The organism is Gelria sp. Kuro-4 (assembly GCF_019668485.1).
Classification (GTDB): domain Bacteria; phylum Bacillota; class DTU030; order DUMP01; family DUMP01; genus DUMP01.
Genome location: NZ_AP024619.1, coordinates 2,735,210 through 2,750,684, shown reverse-complemented (window position 1 = coordinate 2,750,684; position 15,475 = coordinate 2,735,210). Strand labels below are relative to the sequence as shown.

15 protein-coding genes and 1 riboswitch are annotated in these 15,475 nt (G+C 62.4%); all 15 genes read right to left on the bottom strand.

What is annotated here, in order from left to right; genetic code table 11:
- Positions 1-7: 7 nt before the first annotated feature.
- Complete coding sequence (locus K5554_RS13760; protein ID WP_221039022.1) at positions 8-526, bottom strand: hypothetical protein; 519 nt, start codon at positions 524-526, stop codon at positions 8-10.
- On the bottom strand, positions 523-888 hold the full coding sequence (locus K5554_RS13755) for a nucleotidyltransferase family protein (protein ID WP_221039021.1): 366 nt from the start codon (positions 886-888) through the stop codon (positions 523-525). Before K5554_RS13755 ends, K5554_RS13760 begins: the two co-directional genes overlap by 4 nt.
- Positions 889-1,001: 113 nt before the next feature.
- The gene (locus K5554_RS13750) at positions 1,002-1,811 is read right to left on the bottom strand and encodes a Cof-type HAD-IIB family hydrolase (protein WP_221039020.1); all 810 of its coding nucleotides are present in this window, start codon (positions 1,809-1,811) and stop codon (positions 1,002-1,004) included.
- On the bottom strand, positions 1,808-2,041 hold the full coding sequence (locus tag K5554_RS13745; RefSeq protein ID WP_221039019.1) for a hypothetical protein: 234 nt from the start codon (positions 2,039-2,041) through the stop codon (positions 1,808-1,810). The genes K5554_RS13750 and K5554_RS13745 overlap by 4 nt, the downstream gene beginning before the upstream one ends.
- A gap of 19 nt (positions 2,042-2,060) precedes the next feature.
- Positions 2,061-2,699: a thiamine phosphate synthase gene (gene thiE, locus K5554_RS13740; protein WP_221039018.1), complete on the bottom strand. Its 639-nt coding sequence runs from the start codon at positions 2,697-2,699 to the stop codon at positions 2,061-2,063.
- An 86-nt stretch (positions 2,700-2,785) separates the two neighbouring features.
- A riboswitch (TPP riboswitch) is annotated at positions 2,786-2,885 on the bottom strand.
- Positions 2,886-3,107: 222 nt separating this feature from the next.
- Positions 3,108-3,638, bottom strand: a complete 531-nt coding sequence (locus K5554_RS13735; RefSeq protein ID WP_221039017.1) for a flavin reductase family protein — start codon at positions 3,636-3,638, stop codon at positions 3,108-3,110.
- Between the two features lie 44 nt (positions 3,639-3,682).
- Positions 3,683-4,054 carry a nucleotidyltransferase domain-containing protein gene (locus tag K5554_RS13730; protein ID WP_221039016.1) on the bottom strand — a complete coding sequence of 124 codons (372 nt, stop codon included), beginning with the start codon at positions 4,052-4,054 and terminating at the stop codon, positions 3,683-3,685.
- Positions 4,021-4,299: a HEPN domain-containing protein gene (locus tag K5554_RS14775; RefSeq protein WP_221039015.1), complete on the bottom strand. Its 279-nt coding sequence runs from the start codon at positions 4,297-4,299 to the stop codon at positions 4,021-4,023. Before K5554_RS14775 ends, K5554_RS13730 begins: the two co-directional genes overlap by 34 nt.
- A 142-nt stretch (positions 4,300-4,441) precedes the next feature.
- Positions 4,442-5,872, bottom strand: coding sequence for an IS1182 family transposase (locus tag K5554_RS13720; RefSeq protein WP_221038155.1), 1,431 nt, complete (start codon positions 5,870-5,872; stop codon positions 4,442-4,444).
- 73 nt (positions 5,873-5,945) lie between these two features.
- Positions 5,946-6,107, bottom strand: a complete 162-nt coding sequence (locus K5554_RS13715; RefSeq protein WP_221039014.1) for a HEPN domain-containing protein — start codon at positions 6,105-6,107, stop codon at positions 5,946-5,948.
- Positions 6,108-6,229: 122 nt separating this feature from the next.
- Positions 6,230-6,739, bottom strand: a complete 510-nt coding sequence (locus tag K5554_RS13710; protein ID WP_221039013.1) for a 3-isopropylmalate dehydratase small subunit — start codon at positions 6,737-6,739, stop codon at positions 6,230-6,232.
- Positions 6,740-7,096: 357 nt separating this feature from the next.
- Positions 7,097-8,359, bottom strand: a complete 1,263-nt coding sequence (locus tag K5554_RS13705; protein ID WP_221040632.1) for a 3-isopropylmalate dehydratase large subunit — start codon at positions 8,357-8,359, stop codon at positions 7,097-7,099.
- Between the two features lie 51 nt (positions 8,360-8,410).
- Entirely contained in the window at positions 8,411-9,724 is a 1,314-nt protein-coding gene (locus K5554_RS13700; RefSeq protein ID WP_221039012.1) for a GntP family permease, read from the bottom strand.
- A gap of 947 nt (positions 9,725-10,671) precedes the next feature.
- On the bottom strand, positions 10,672-12,570 hold the full coding sequence (locus K5554_RS13695) for a sigma-54-dependent Fis family transcriptional regulator (protein WP_221039011.1): 1,899 nt from the start codon (positions 12,568-12,570) through the stop codon (positions 10,672-10,674).
- A gap of 162 nt (positions 12,571-12,732) precedes the next feature.
- Positions 12,733-15,465 (bottom strand): UPF0182 family protein, encoded by a 2,733-nt coding sequence (locus K5554_RS13690; RefSeq protein ID WP_221039010.1) that lies wholly within the window; start codon positions 15,463-15,465, stop codon positions 12,733-12,735.
- Positions 15,466-15,475: the final 10 nt, after the last annotated feature.

Sequence of the window (15,475 nt, the reverse complement as noted above, 5' to 3'; positions counted from 1 at the left end):
GGCTTTTTTAATCGCTGAGGAGGGTGCGTATTTGCTCTTGGAAGGCCGTGAGGTCGGTGCGCAGGGCCGTGAGGGTGAGGGGGAAGTCCGTCAGGAGGCCGCGGAGGCGTTCGCTGTCGAGATTAAAGCCGTAGACGTTGCGAAAGACGTGACGAAAGGCGCGGTACTGGTCGAGTTTAGCGGCGGTGGCTTTGCGGATGACGGCGGGGCGAAGCTCCGGCACGGCGAGCGTCATCTGCTTCAGCAAGGCAACGTGCCAGGCTGGGCCGGAAGGCAGAGACTCATCGATTTCGCGCGCAATCACCTCGAAGATGTTCTCCACGGCTACGTAAAAGTCGTGGAGAACAGAACCGAGGGCGCGCAACTGAAAACTATCGCCGGAAGCGCCGGAAGGAAAAGCCGGGAGCTTTCCTGACGGTGTTGCAGCGAGAAACCCGTGGGCCGCCAGTTCCTCTTCCAAGGCGGCGATGTTGTTCAGCTCGGCGGTGATCTTGGCTTGAACGAGCAGGAACTCTTTTTTAGTCATAACGGTACCCCCTCCCTCTCGACGCGCTGGCGCAGGCTGGGATGGGCGGTCTCGGCGAGGATGATCTGCAGGGGAAAGGGCACGGCGAGGTGCTCCATGGCGGCCAAGGCGGCCCAGTAGTTGGCCGACCGCGGGAAGCCGACGGCGAAAAGGTCGATGTCGGAATGCTCGTCGAAGCGACCCCAGGCCAGGGAACCGTACAGATAAACGCGCTTTACGCCATAGTCTTTTTTCAGCCGGGCTGCGATGATGCGCGCCCGCGCCAGGGCCGCTTCGCGCAGTCCCTGCTCTTCTTCCGCTTTCCGAGCGGCGCGCCGGCGCCAGGTTTCCCGAGCGCGTACCGGATCAAACTGTACCTCCATGCCCACCACCCTCTCCTCGGCTCCATCTTGGCACCATTCTAACACAGCTTGGCGGCCATTACCAGTACCTGCCATTAACTGGGGGCGTAGCGGAAGAGTGACCACAGGTGCTTTCAAAGCTCCCCGGCCAGGAGCTTGCTTATGAGCTGGGCGACGCCGTTTTCGTTGTTGCCGGCGGTGACGTACTGCGCCTGGGAGCGGACGGCGGCGGGCGCGTTGGCCATGGCCACGCCCAGGCCGGCGCCCCGAAGCATCTCGAGGTCGTTCAGGCCGTCGCCTACGGCCACGGTGGCGGCGAGAGGGATGCCCAGGAGCTCCGCCAGGCGTTCCAGCGCGCGGCCCTTGGAGACTCCGGGGGCCAGCACCTCGAGGAGGTTCGGGTGCGAGGAGGTGGTGCGCACGGCCGCCGCCAGGCGCTCATGTACCCGCTCCGCCGCCGGCGCGAGCTCTTCCGGCTCGCCCAGGAAGTCGAACTGGCTTATGCCGCCGGCCACGTAGGCGGCCAGGTCAGGCACCACCACGGGCTCAACCGCTGAGTAGCCCAGGTAGATGCGCGTCCAGGTGGTGATCCTTTCCACCACCAGTTCACCGGCGGCATAGGCCTGACAGGAGAGCTCAAGCTCCCGGGCGGTCTGCACCAGTTTTTGCGCTGCCCCGCCGGCGATCATCTGGTGAGCGAGAACAACCCCAGCGGGGGTCATAAGGAGCGCGCCGTGGTGAAGGATGAGGGGCGCCGTAAGGCCCAGGCGGCGGGCGTAGGGGAGGGCATCGGCCAGGAGGCGCCCCGTGGCCAGGGTGACGGTGAGCCCGGCCGCCTGGGCCGCCTTTACGGCCGCCTCGGTTTCCAGGGTCAGCCGGCTGTCGTCGGTGAGCAGGGTTCCATCCAGGTCCAGGGCGAGCAGACGGTAGCGCAGGGGGCTCATCGGTTATTCTCCCCGGGAGCGAAAAAGACTCCCCACAACCTGTCCTCCGGCGGTATCGAGAAGGGTTTTTCACCGCCCGGTGTGCTCAGGAGACAGCCTTCTTCACCCGGCGCCGCCCGGCCAATGGCAGCCGCCGGGATGCGTGCCCCCACTGCCACCCGGCGGCCGGGAGCGCCTGCCGCCGGGAGAACAACCCGCTGGAAGAAAGCGTCGTTTACCCTGCCGATCATTCTGTGCACCTCCGCTCTTTCAGCACTTCCCCGGCCGGGCTCGGAAAGCGGCGACGAGCCTGCGGGCTGCGTCCTGCGGGTCCGGCGCGGCGACGACGGCGGAAACCACCGCCAGGCCGTCAACGCCGGTGGCGGCCACCGCCGCGGCATTGGCCGCGTTGATCCCGCCGATGGCCACCACAGGGATCTTCACCGCCGCCTTGATGGCCTTGAGCGGCTCGAGCCCGATGGCTTCCCCGGCATCGGCCTTGGTCCCGGTGGGAAACACAGCGCCCACGCCCAGGTAATCGGCCCCGTCCGCTTCGGCCTGCAGCGCTTCCTCCACGCTGGAGGCGGAGACGCCGATGATCTTTTCCGGCCCCAGTATCTGCCGCGCCAGGCGGCAGGGAATGTCCTCCTGGCCCAGGTGTACGCCCTCGGCGTCCACGGCCAGCGCCACATCCAGCCGGTCGTTGACGATGAGCGGGACGCCGTAGCGGCGCGTCACGGCAAGGAGCGTCTGTGCCTCCGCCACCATCTCCCGCCCGCCGGCCTCTTTTTCCCGGAGCTGTACCAGAGTGACGCCGCCGCGGATGGCTTTTTCCATCACCTCCGCCGAGCTGCGCCCGCCCGCCAGGCGCCGGTCGGTAATGGCATAGAGTTCATAGTTAACCTGCATACCTTCCCCTCCCTTGAGTGTCCGCCGGGACGGCTTCTGCCGGCCGGGTGGCCGCACGCGACAAAGGCCGCAGGGGAATGCCTGCGGCCCAACTTTCCCCGCCTTCCCTACGCTGGCATTACCCAGATCAGGTGTAAGGGTTGGCCTTCCGGCCTCTCAGCTCTTGGAGCTCCCCCAGCGGAACAACACGGTATTCGGTTGGCTCACCTAAGTGTTCGTCACGCGCAGCCGGATTCCTGCCCGCTGTACCCGAAGAGAGGCTCTTCGAAGCTGGGCACAGACAATCTGAGTACTTGCATTCTAAACCCTGCCGTTAGCCGACGGCACAGTTTCCGGAGCTCGCATGTAGGAGGGTACTTCCTTACTCCAACGGTGGTTCGCCGGTCCTAAGACCGTGCCGACGGACGGCTACTTCAACGGAGCACACTGCCAGTACTGGCCGTTGCAGTAGGCCAGCGGCCGCGCCTTGGCCGGGTCGATGCGGCCGCGGGCGTCGAGGACGGTCTCATCGGCGTGCACGGCCACAATTTCCGCGAGAAAGAGGTCGTGGCTTGGGAGTTTCACCACCTGCTGCACGCGGCACTCCAGATTCACCGGGCACTCGGCGATAAGCGGCGCCTTGACCTTTTGCGCCGGCACGGCGGTGAGACCGGTGGCGGCGAACTTGTCGCTGGTGCGCCCTGAGGTGCTCCCGCACACCTCCACCGCCTTCAGCTGGTCGGCCCGAGGAATGTTGACAACAAACTCACCGGTTTGGCTGATGAGCTCGTGCGAGTAGCGCGACGGCCTTACGCCGATTCCCACCATGGGCGGCGTTGAGTTTACCACCCCGGCCCAGGCCAGGGTGACGATGTTTTTGGGACCCGCGAGCCCGCCGCACGAGACCAAGACCACGGGTACGGGATAGAGCAGAGTCTGAGGAGTGAGCTGCTTCTTCATTGCAATCTCCTTCCAGTTTGATGCTTTAAATCATGCCCATACAGTCAGTCGGCTCTCGCTTCCTCTTCTGAGGATTTGCCGACGTAATCGATAGTTTGCTCACGCGTGAGCACATGGCGCACAAAATTTCCTTCGCGCTCGAGGCAGAGATCGAGTTCCTCCGGTGAGTAAGCCAAGGCTTCCACCGGTTCCATCACCTGGGCTGCTGCCTTTCCTAGTACTTCCCAGCGACGCCAAGCAGGCATGCCGGAAAAATCCGGGGAAACCACCAACAGGTCGATATCGCTCCCTTCTTTGGCTTCACCGCGGGCCCAGGAACCGAAAAGCATAGCCCGCTCCACTTGGATGCCTTGCGCAGCCAGCGCGGACAAGAAGGCTTGTACTATCGGAGTGACGATGTTTGGTCCTTGAGGCATTGTATCACTTCCCTTGCCTTGACTAGGTAATCCCGAGCCAACTCTTTAGGGTAGCGTTTAATTGCTTCGTCAAGAAGATCAGGGTAGCGGGTACCAACTCCGGCCATGTTTAGGACGGCAAGGAACTCCACATGTTCCGGGGTTAGCGCTGGCTGCGCGAGTTTAGCCAGCGCAAGAAGGTTATGCGTTTTCGGTGGCGTGTCACCTGTACGTTCTACGACAAGAGCCTTAAGCGCCTTTTCCACGAGATCCCTGAAAAACCCGGTACTCCTTGACACTTCTCAAGCCTGAGGTTTGCCACATAATGGTAGTTGGCGTGTATCTAGGTGCTTAAGTCACTCCCGATTTCCCTTGATATTCCTGGCTTTGAATGTTTTGTCACTACATTCAGGCCGTAGCCAGCTGAGCCGCGATTCTTTGCGCCATCTTTTTGACGTTCAGGCAGATAAAAGTCAGAAAGACCTGGATAGCTACGCGGAAACGACCCCGATAGCGGGCTCGTGCCATGCCGTGCCAGGTTTTGGCCTCGCCGAATATTCTCTCGATTGTTCTTCTGATGCGCATTGCAATTTTGATGCCTCGCGGTCGGTTAGCGAGGACTTCCGGTTTTACGTAGGCTCTTTTCCGGGTTTCGGTTTTACTCAGGCAGGAGTTACGATACGGACAGGCGGCACAGTCCTTTTCCGAGAAGTAATAGGTCAGCCCACCGTTCTTGTGAGGGGTACTGCCAATGGCCTTCTTGCCCGCTTTGCAACGGAGAACCTTTGATTTTGGGTTGTACTTAAAGCCTTGTTCCTCAAGCCTGTCTTTCTTTGTGCGATTAGGAATGTAGGGTTTGATATTGCTTTCAACCAACTCCGTTCGAAAAGTGGAATCATCGTAACCCTTGTCAGCAGCCAGTCGGGATGCCTTCAACTCCCTTTCTTCCAAGGCCGCTATCATTTCCTTGGCGGGTTCAAGTTCCGCTTCGTTGCCTGGAGTAACCTCCACAGCGGTGACAATGCCCGTCTCATCGCAAGCCGCATGAACTTTGTATCCCAAGAACGGTTCGTCTTTCTTCTTAAAGCCCCAGCGAGCCTCCGGATCACTGAAGCTGGCTACACCCTCACCGTTCAGAACGGCGGCATAAAGAGCGCACTCTCTCCCCACAGACTCATCAGTAGTACAGTCTCCTACGGCTGCCAGGAATTTCTTGCCCTGCTCGATCTCGGCAGCGAGAAGCTCCGTGTGGGAGGAATAGTCGGCATCAGGCAGCGGAGCAGCTAGATTTTGCAGTTCTTCCGCCTTGGCAGCGTCGACGCGCGCCAGATTCCTAAGTACGCGCTTACGGCCTTCCCGCACCAAACTCAGGGTATTCTTGACGGCAACGTGAGCTATCACCTTGGTCCCATCAATAATCGTCCAGTGGCCGCGAAGGCACTTCTTAGCTTTCGCTTCTTCAACGACCCGCTCGAAAAGCTCACGGAACTTCTCTTCTCCCAAGCGTTTGCGGAAGACCACCAAGGTAGTATCATCTGGAACTATGTCGTCCCAGCCAAAGTCGCAGAACCAGCGGTAGAGCACGTTGTACTTGAGCTCCCGGCACACCTGTACATCGGAAAGGCCCGCCCAAACTTCCAAGAAGAGTACCCTGAACAGGGACTCCGGGGGATAGCTGGGTCGCCCGTTCACCGGGTCATATAAGTCCGCGACCACTCCCGTTACAAAGGAAAAATCGACATTCTTCTTTATTTGTACCAAAGGATGGTCCTCGGGGATCATCCGGGAGAAGATGTGGAGGTCGAAAAAGTCCTGCTGGCCGTCTTTTGATTTGAGCACGGGCGATCACCTCAAAATAGCTCTCTTATAATGCTTATTTCAACGCCAGCTCTGCATTTTCCTGCTATATCCTCTAAGAAATAGTATTAGTATCTACTGCTTTTTCAGAGACCTCTTCCACCGCAAGTTGACACATGAAGGCGGTGTAAACATATCTTCCAGTTTGCCACATGGCTTCAGCGGTCCCAAGGTCGTAATCAGCCTGTTTCAGCCGCTCGATTGTTTCCGGAAGCATACAGGATTTGCCGCCTCCCTGTAAAACCATGGTACCACGTCCCCCGGGGCAAGGCAAGCGATAGGCCGCGTGCCCAAGAAAAACGGCCCTGGTCTCGAACGGTGACCAAGGCCTGAGAGACGTTACAGTGCTCGTTTTTCGAACTTAGCCCGCATAAGCGGTTTGATGCCGCCGGCGGCGAGAATGTTGAGGACGTAAGCGGAGAGTCTTTCTCCCCGGTACTCTTCACCGCGCGTGAGGTTCTGAACTGTTCCTGTTTCCAGGTTCACCTCGAGCTCGTCGCCCTCCTGCACCCGGTTGGCAATCCCGGGGCAGACGAGGAGCGGCAGACCAAGGTTGATGGCGTTGCGAAAGAAGATGCGCGCGAAGGACTCGGCAACCACCAGACTCACCCCGGCGGACTGGAGAGCGATGGCGGCGTGCTCGCGGCTGGAGCCGCAGCCGAAGTTGGTTCCCCCTACCACGATGCCGCCGGGCTGAAAGCGCGTGCAAAAAGCAGGGTCTGCTCCTTCCAGCGCGTGGCGCGCGATGGCGGCCGGCTCGGTCAGCTCCAGGTACCGCCCCGGGTAGATCTGGTCGGTGTCGATGTTGTTGCCGAACTTGTAGGCTTTACCACGTATGATTTTGTCCATGCTATCGCCTCCAATTGGGTCAGGTCTCGCGCCCGGCGTAAGAATCGTAGTCTACCTGCCGGCTTGTCACCCAACGAAAGTCGTACTTAAGCAGCGGATCTGTTCAGGCGCAAACCTGACGCTTTACCTCTTTGGGTCAGGTCTCGCGCCCGACGTAAGAATCGTAGTCTACCTGCCGGCTTGTCACCCAATGAAAGTCGTACCTAAGCAGCGCGTCTGTTCAGGCGCAGACCTGACGCTTTACCTCTTTGGGTCAGGTCTCGCGCCCGACGTAAGAATCGTAGTCTACCTGCCGGCTTGTCACCCAACGAAAGTCGTACTTAAGCAGCGGATCTGTTCAGGCGCAGACCTGACGCTTTACCTCTTGGGGTCAAGGTAGCGGCGTGGGTCGACCAGTTTCCCGGTAAGGGCGGCGGCCGCGGCCGTGGCCGGGGAAGCGGAGTAGATCCTGGCCTCAGTGCTGCCCATGCGCCCCGGAAAGTTGCGGCTGCTGGTGCTCACGCACACCTCGCCGGGGGCCAGGATGCCCGCGTGGGCGCCCAGGCAGGGCCCGCACCCCGGCGTGGCGAAGGTGGCCCCGGCCGCCAGCAGCGCGCGCAGGTAGCCGGCCCGCTCGGCTGCCAGGAGCACCTCGGTGGACGCCGGGGTAACCACCAGGCGGCAGCGCGGATTCACCCGTTTCCCGGCCAGGATGCGCGCCGCCGCCTCGATATCTTCCAGACGCCCGCCGGTGCAAGTGCCGATGAACACCTGGTCTACCGCCGTCCCTTCCACCTCCGTCACCGGCACCACGTTGTCGATGCTGTGCGGGGCTGCCACCTGCGGTACCAGTTCGGCCACGTCGAAATGGTACTCAGCGCTGTAGCGGTAGCCGGGGTCGGTTTCCGGCACGATGAATTCCCTCGTCGTGCGGGCGCGCACGTAGGCCAGGGCCTTTTCGTCCGGCTGGATGTAGCTCGTTTTTGCTCCCATCTCCACCGCCATGTTGCAGAGCACCATCCGCCCGGCCACGCTCAGGTCCGCCACGGTGGAACCGGCGTACTCGACGGCCTTGTACACGGCCACGTCCTGCTTGAGCTGGCCGATGATGTAGAGGATCACATCCTTGGCCATAACACCGGCTGGGAGCCGGCCGTCGATGGTGATGCGGATCACCTCCGGCACCCGGAACCACAGCTCCCCCGTAAGGAGGATGGTCGCCAGGTCGGTGGCGCCCACGCCCGTTCCCAGGGCGCCGAAGGCCCCGTGGGTGGTTGTGTGGGAGTCGGTGGCCACCAGGATCATCCCCGGCCATACCAGCCCCGCCTCCGGCAGCACCTGGTGGCAGACGCCGGCGTTGATGTCGAAAAGATGCTCAATTCCCTGCGCGCGGACAAACTCACGCATCGCCTTTTGATTGGCCGCCGACTGGATGGTGGGTGCCGGGGCGTAGTGGTCCAGCACAAAGGCTGCGCCCGCCGGGTCCTTTACCCTCCGGCCGCCCATTTCATGAAACGACTTGATCACCTGCAGATAAAGGTCGTTGACCTCCGCCAGGTCCACCTTCGCGGTGACTATCTCCCCGGCGGCTACCTCCTCCCGCCCCGCATGGGCCGCGAGGATCTTCTCCAGAGCATGCATGGGCACTTACTGTCATCCTTCCCATCGATTTCAGTTTATCCGGGAGCAGGCTCAGAGGAACAAGCTGGCAATCCAGGTTGCGAGAAGACCGCCTAGAGCCATAAACACGTTGCCTACAGCCAAGGTTCTTAGTCCCATGGCGGTGTCGAAACCGCTCATCTTAGTGTAAACCCAGAAGAAGCTGTCGTTCACATGGCAGATGAGGCGCGCGCCGGCGCCGGAAGCCAGTGCGATCAGAATAGGCGAGAGGCCGAGCTGGTTGGCAATGGGGAGGCAGAGGGTGGCTGCCGTAACCACTGCCACGGTCCCCGAGCCTTGAATGGTTTTTAAGAGTCCGGCAATGAAGAAGGGTACCAGGATGAAGGGCAAACCGCTGGCGGCTACCGCTTCAGCCACAGCTTCACCGGCGCCGGAAGCCTTGAGTACGGCACCCAGGGAGCCGCCGGCAGCGGTGATAAAGATAATCGGACCGGCAGTAGAAAGGGCGTCGTCCATTACCTTCAGCACCGCTTCTTTGCCTAACCGCTGACCGAGGAGGAGCACGGCCACCAACACACCGATGCCCATAGCAATATTCGCGTCCCCGATGAAGGCCGCGAAGCTGCGGATAGCGTTGCCTTCAGGCAAAAGCATGGCTGCGGTGGTGTTAAAGAGGATGAGGATCATCGGTGTAAGTAGGGGAATGAACGAGGCAGAGCCAGTAGGAAGCTGTGTCTCACCGGCGTCCTCGTGCGGGATGTCGGGAATAATCGTTTCTACGTGCCTGGCGAGGTAAAACTGAGCAAAGGCCCAGCCGGCGAGCGTCATCAATAGGGCGGCGAAGGCTCCCCAGACGATCATCTGCCCTACGTCGATGCCCAGGAGGCCGGCTACGGCCAGCGGCCCCGGAGTAGGCGGAACATAGACGTGCGTAGCCAAGAGGCCGCCTGCCAGCGACACGGCCAGGACCGGGAACGAAATGCGGCTCCGGGCGGAGATCGCTTTGGCCAGGGGCGCTAGAATAACATACCCCACGTCGCTGAAAACGGGGATGGAAATAAGATAGCCGCTCATGGCCATGGCCAAAGGTGAGTTTTTCTGGCCTACCAGGGCCACAGCAGAGCGGGCCATTTTTTCGGCAGCACCCGAATCCTCCAGGTACTTGCCGAGCATGACACCGAGAATAATGACGATACCGATGCTGGAAAGGGTCTTGCCGAAACCGTCGGTAATGGCTTTGATCACCTGGGCGGCAGGCATCCCGGCCAGGAGGCCGATCACCAGGGCCGAGACGATGAGGGCGACGAAGGCGTTAATCCGCGCCTTTAGAGCCAGATAGAGTAGAACAACCAGGCCGATAAGAAAGGCAATCTCAACCGGCACCATATGCTGTCCCCCTTCTTAAGCGTGGCGCCTTACAACTTCCCTCCTCCCGGCGCTTAAACTTCGAGCTGTTACTAAGCAACTTTGGTGCCAAGGTCGCCGGAAAAAGTCAGGGCCGCCGTGAGGCAGCCGCAACGGGCACGCAGGTTGTCGGAGCGCGGCCAAGATGCGCCCGCCCTGCTGTTGCACGTTGTGTTGCCGCTGCGCAACATGCAACACCGGCGGGCTGATCCGCCCCCGGCCGGAAAAAGGATCCTGACGCTTGTAGTGCAGGTGGATTTCCTCGACGGTGCGATGCAGGTGACGGAAGTAGCGGAGGCTGCGGTGGATGAGCACAGCGACCGGATGGCGCTGCGACCGGTCTGGAGCGCGAGCGCGCCGTTTGCGGATAAACGAAAGGCCCGGGAATCTTCCCAGGCTCAGCACAAGGCCGGCGGTTTTTGGTATAATTGGAGTGGACAGGTCGAACCTGCCGATTCGGGGATAGGAGGCGCCCCTTCTCTTCGGCCGTGGGGCAGGCGGCCCGGGGAGAACCCGGGAGAGGGGGTGCCGCAATGGAACTGCACATCGGACCACTCGAAATCGTCATCGCACTGCTGGTGGCCATCGTGCTCCTGCGGCTGTACTTCCAGCACAGATCAAGAAAATAGCCCGCTCGTGAGCGGGCAAATCCCATAACCACTACCCCCGGGTCGCTATGCCCTCCAGGAGCAGGAAGTCTTGCCGGACTTCCTGCTCCTATTTTATACGGAGAGCCGGTGGAAAGCAAGCGGCAGGCCGAGGGAGGAAGCAGTGAAACCCCGTATTGCCGACCATCTGAAAGGGAAACCCGGGGCGCCTCGGGAAATTCCCGTTTTCGCCGGCCCCACAGGGCCACCGGGGGCTGGCGGCCGGTGTGGTTGCCTTGGCCGCGCTGGGCGCATACCGCGGGAAGATGCTTTGCAACGGTATCACGGCCCTGGGCTGGACCGCCGGGCTTTTTTGAGGCGGCGCCAGAGGGTGGTGCGGTGGATACCCAGGAGCCGGGCGGCCTCCGTCTTGTTGCCGCCGGCCTGGGCCAGGGCCTCCGCCAGGGAAGCTGGTAGTTCGCCCGGTGCCGGGGTGCGGGCGGGGGAGGTTCCTGCAGGGCTGCCGGCAAGGTCCAGCAGGCGGGCGACGACCGCGGCTCTTACCGGCGGCTCGGGGGTCAGCGCAGCGAGGCGCTCGCAGAAGTTCTCCAGCTCGCGCACATTGCCCGGCCAGGCGTAGTCGGTCAAGAGTTTAAGGGCTTCCGGGGTGAAAGCGATGGGGCCCCTCCCCGGGGGCAGCCGACGGGTGAAAAAGTGGTCGAGAAGAACGGGGATGTCGGCGCATCTTTCCCGGAGCGGGGGAATGTTAAGGCGCAAAACGTTAAGCCGCCAGTAGAGGTCGGCTCGAAACAGCCCTTCATCTACAAGCCCGCGCAGGTTCTTGTTGGTGGCACAGAGGACGCGCACGTCCACCGGGATCACCCGGTCGTGCCCCAGCCGCATTACCTCGCGCTCCTGTAGCACGCGCAGCAGCCGGCCCTGCAGCCGCAGCGGAATTTCCGAAATCTCGTCCAGAAAGATGGTTCCACCGTGGGCCAGCTCGAAAAGGCCGGGCTTTCCCTTGCGGTTGGCTCCCGTAAAGGCTCCTTCCACATAGCCGAAGAGCTCGCTTTCCAAGAGGTTCTCCGGCAGGGCGGCGCAGTTTACGGCGACGAACGGCCCGCTCTGCCGGCGGCTGGCCCGGTGTATGCTCTGGGCAAAAAGTTCTTTGCCCACGCCTGTCTCCCCGGTTATGAGGACTACAGACTCGGTACGGGCAAAGTCCTGCGCCGTGCGGATGGCCTGCTTGAGCGCCGGGCTTTCGCCCTTGATGTCGCGAAAACTAAACTTGGCCACGTGCCCCTTGCTGTAAATCTCACGCCGCACCTTGGCCTCCATCTGCTGGATACGGGTTACGTCTTGAAAGGTGGCCAGCGCGCCGGTCACCCGGCCGCCCACGCGGATGGGGACACAGTTCAGCAAAACCTTGGCCTGCCCCAGGTCCAAGAGCTCATTAACCTGCTCTTGGCCGGAGACAAGAACAGCCGCCAGCCGGGCCGACGGCAGGACGGCCGCAGCTTTTTGGCCCAGCGCTTCGCCGGCGCTTACACCGCTCAGCCGCTCGGCCGCCGGATTAAAGACGGTGAGGAGCCCCTCGCCGTTCACTGCGGCGATCCCCTCGTGCGCGTAATCCAGGATGGCCTTAAACTGCTCGGTCCGCTCCTTTTCCAGGTGACGGGCATAGGCCACGCGCCCGGCCTCGCGAAAGGCCTGGAGGAAGGCGGCCTGGCCCGAGCGGAGCAGCACGGCCGGTATCCCTTTCTGCCGGGCCAGCCGCGTGGTTATCACCCCGCCCAGGAGTACGTCGGCACCGGCGGCCGCGGCCTGGGCGATGGCTGCGGCCGTGTCCTCTTCCCTTTGCAGAGTAAAGCAACAGATGTCAAGGTCCAGAAGCGGGGCAAAAGCTTCCAGGTCCAGCAGCATGTTGGGAAAGGCCACTACCCCGATCCGCGGTCGCGCGCGCCCGGCCAACTCACGCGCCTGGGCCAGGGCCCGGGCCATATCCTGGCCGGTGACGGGTAACTCGACGATGGGCGTCTTGATGCCGGCCGCTTTGAGGAGTAGGGCGGTTCCACCCCGCGTGACAATGACCTCTGCCCCTTCGGCCTCCAGCCGCCGGGCGACAGGAAGTGCCTGGCTGAGGAGGCCTTCCACGACGCGCACCCGGCCGGCAAACTGCTGCAAAACCTCCCGCGCCACGGCGGCCATCTCTGCATCCGGCGCCAGGAAAACGACTGCCATCGCCCTTTCCCCCTAAAGAGAACCCATAAGAAGCCCATGAGTTGTGTCGCTACACTTCAATTGTACCACGCGCAGGGCTGAGCTGCAGCAAAAACGCCCGGCGGCGGTGCCGGGCGGTGTTTTCGGGGAAGCAACTGTTGTGGTGTGGAATGTGCGCCGTAACTACGGCGTACCGCCGGCGGCAGCCGTCGGCCCGGGTGTTGCAGTCGGCGCCGCCGGCGGGGCGGCGGGGCCGCCCATTTCTTCAAGCAGCCGGCCGAGTTCCTCCAGGGCCCGGCCGAAGGTGCCCCAGTCGCCCTGGCGGGCGGCATCCTTGAGGCGCTGGTAGGCCGCGGCGGCCTGGCGCGTGAGGTCCGGTGCGGCGGGCGCGGTGGGCGTAGGACGCGTCGCCGGCGGCGGTGCCGTGGGCGCCGGGCCCACCACTACCTGCCGCAGGGCTTCTTCCAGGGTGGGGGCCATAGCCAGGCGGTCGCCTTGGGCGGCCACCACGCGCTTCACCTCGGGCAGGCTGTTGGGGTTATCGGCCTGGATGTAGATGGGTTCCACGTAGAGGACAGAATCGCGCAGCGGGATCACCAGGAGGTTCCCCCGGATCACACGTGAGCCGCGCTGGCCCCAGAGTGTGAGTTCGCGCGAGATGTTCGGGTCCTGGTCGATGCGCGATTCAATCTGCATAGGGCCGTAAACCAGCCGGTCTTTAGGAAAGCGGAAGGCGAGGAGTTCGCCGTAATGCCCGGGATCCATGCGCGCCGCCAGCCAGCCCACCATGTTCTCTTTGTTGATGGGGGTGAAGGGCTGCATGAGGATGAACTCCTCTTTCTCTTCGTCCGGGAGCCGCATGATCACGTAGTACGGTTCCACAGGCTGCCGGTTTTCCCCGAAAACCTCGGTGGCGATGTTCCAGGCGTCTTCGTTGTTATAGAAAACGCGCGTGTTCTTCATGTGATAGCGGGTGTAGGCGCCGGCTTGTACGGTAAAAAACCCTTGGGGGTATTTGAGGTGCGGCTTCAGCTCGGCCGGCATCGCCTCCAGCGGCCGCAAGAGCCCGGGAAAGGCGCGGCCGAAGGCCCGGGCGAGCGGGTCGCTCCTGTCCGCCAGGTAGAAGGTGGTGGTACCGTCGTAGGCGTCAATGGTCGCCTTGACGGAGTTGCGCATGTAGTTGATGCCGGCGGCCCAGGCGGGTTTGGTAATGGGCTGCGAATAAGGGTAGCGGTCGGAGGTGGTGTAGCCGTCGATGATCCAGTAGAGGCGGCCGCCCGCGATGACCAGGTACGGGTCGGGGTCCCAGGTGAAGAACGGGGCGATGGTGGAGACGCGATCGAAGATCTCGCGGTGCAGGATGATGCGGCTTTCCCCCGTCACCGAACCGGAGACCAGGAGTTTGAGGCTGGCCTGGTGCAGCGCAAAGAGCAGGCGGTTGATGCCGCCCAGGGAAATGCCGGCCCTGCCTTCGTAAACAGCCTCCACGTTGTCCTCGCCCAGGGGGTAGTCGAACTCCTTTTCCCGGCTCTTTACGATCACCGGGCGGGTCGTGAGGCGGCCGAAGTAGATCTGCGGGCGCTTGATTTGAAGCGCGGGGAAGTCGGACTGCGGCGGGATGTTGCGCACGATGAGGTTGGGCAGGCCCTCGGGGGTGGTTTCGTTCACCGGGGCGGCCACTGCACCATAACCGTGGGTGTACTTGAGCAGCTGGTTGACCCAGGTCTTAGCCTGGGGCGTCAGGGCCTCTTGGGACAGCTCGCGCCCGGCCAGGAAGACTTCGGTCAGGCGGCCGTCCAGGGTGTAGCGGTCCACGTCCACCTCGGGGAACTGGTAGTACAGGCGGAAGGCCTGCAGCTGGTTGAGGACGGTTTGCGCCGGGCGGAAGTCGTTGATGCGGATGTTTTTTACGGTGCCGGGCTCGGCCTCCAGATCGGCCCAGGTGAGCTCCGCCTTACCGGGGTGGGCGAGCTCCTTCACCCGGTCCAGGGCAAAGGCCCGGCGCGTGAATTCGATGTTGTTCTTGAGGTACGGCTCTTCCAAGGCGATCTCGTTGGGGGAGACCACCAGGCCCTGCACCAGCGCCGCCGCCAAAAAGCCGAGGACGCTCAGCGCCACGGGCGCGAGCGCCGCCCGGGCAAAGCGCCGCACGTCGCCGCGCCTCAGCGCCCGCCAGGCGAAGAAAAAGGCGATGATGACCACAAGCGAGGCGATGTAGTAATACGGGCGGGTGACGTGGATGTCTGTGTAACTGGCGCCGAAGGCCACGCCGCGCGGCGAGTACACCAGGGAGAACAGCCGCAGCTGGAAGCTGAAGAGGATAAGGACCAAGAGGCCCAGCACGTACTTGCCGAATCGCGCCAGGAGAGGCTCCCACTGCCCGGCGCGCCAAAGGTCGGTGGTAAGAAGGAGCAGAAGTTCCGCTCCGGCGGTGAGCAAAAGGATAAAGCTCAGGTAGTGGTAAAGGCTTTCAAGGAGCGGAAGGGTGAAAACATAAAAGGCGACGTCGCGGCCGAAGACGGGGTCTTTCACGGCGAAGGGCACCCGGTTCAGAAAGAGCAGGATCCCCTGCCAGTTAAGGCGCGTCATGGTCACGGCCACGAAGAGGGAAAGAACCCAGGTGACCAGGCGCAGCACCCGGCTGATCTGCCAGGGGTAGAAGAAGCGCTCAAAGAACATGAAACTGCTTCCGGGCAGGGAGCGGTAGCTGCGGGTGAGGGCGGAGGTGAGAAGAAGATAGGTGAGTAGGAAAAAGGCAGCGCCTACGCCCAGCTGTACTGCCAGGGTCCGGCTGAAGATCCCGGTGTAACCGGTTTCGCGGAACCAGAGGAAAGCCACCCAGAGGCGTACAACCAGCGGGAGGAAGATTAAGACCAAGACTGCCAGCAGCCCTGCTCCCAAGCGGCGTTTACTCACTGACATCACC

What these genes read in the sequence shown, in the direction of transcription:
- K5554_RS13760 (WP_221039022.1), bottom strand. Translation starts at nt 526, where the DNA reads ATGACTAAAAAAGAGTTCCTGCTCGTTCAAGCCAAGATCACCGCCGAG.
- K5554_RS13755 (WP_221039021.1), bottom strand. Translation starts at nt 888, where the DNA reads ATGGAGGTACAGTTTGATCCGGTACGCGCTCGGGAAACCTGGCGCCGG.
- K5554_RS13750 (WP_221039020.1), bottom strand. Translation starts at nt 1,811, where the DNA reads ATGAGCCCCCTGCGCTACCGTCTGCTCGCCCTGGACCTGGATGGAACC.
- K5554_RS13745 (WP_221039019.1), bottom strand. Translation starts at nt 2,041, where the DNA reads ATGATCGGCAGGGTAAACGACGCTTTCTTCCAGCGGGTTGTTCTCCCG.
- thiE (WP_221039018.1), bottom strand. Translation starts at nt 2,699, where the DNA reads ATGCAGGTTAACTATGAACTCTATGCCATTACCGACCGGCGCCTGGCG.
- K5554_RS13735 (WP_221039017.1), bottom strand. Translation starts at nt 3,638, where the DNA reads ATGAAGAAGCAGCTCACTCCTCAGACTCTGCTCTATCCCGTACCCGTG.
- K5554_RS13730 (WP_221039016.1), bottom strand. Translation starts at nt 4,054, where the DNA reads ATGCCTCAAGGACCAAACATCGTCACTCCGATAGTACAAGCCTTCTTG.
- K5554_RS13715 (WP_221039014.1), bottom strand. Translation starts at nt 6,107, where the DNA reads ATGCTTCCGGAAACAATCGAGCGGCTGAAACAGGCTGATTACGACCTT.
- K5554_RS13710 (WP_221039013.1), bottom strand. Translation starts at nt 6,739, where the DNA reads ATGGACAAAATCATACGTGGTAAAGCCTACAAGTTCGGCAACAACATC.
- K5554_RS13705 (WP_221040632.1), bottom strand. Translation starts at nt 8,359, where the DNA reads ATGCATGCTCTGGAGAAGATCCTCGCGGCCCATGCGGGGCGGGAGGAG.
- K5554_RS13700 (WP_221039012.1), bottom strand. Translation starts at nt 9,724, where the DNA reads ATGGTGCCGGTTGAGATTGCCTTTCTTATCGGCCTGGTTGTTCTACTC.
- K5554_RS13695 (WP_221039011.1), bottom strand. Translation starts at nt 12,570, where the DNA reads ATGGCAGTCGTTTTCCTGGCGCCGGATGCAGAGATGGCCGCCGTGGCG.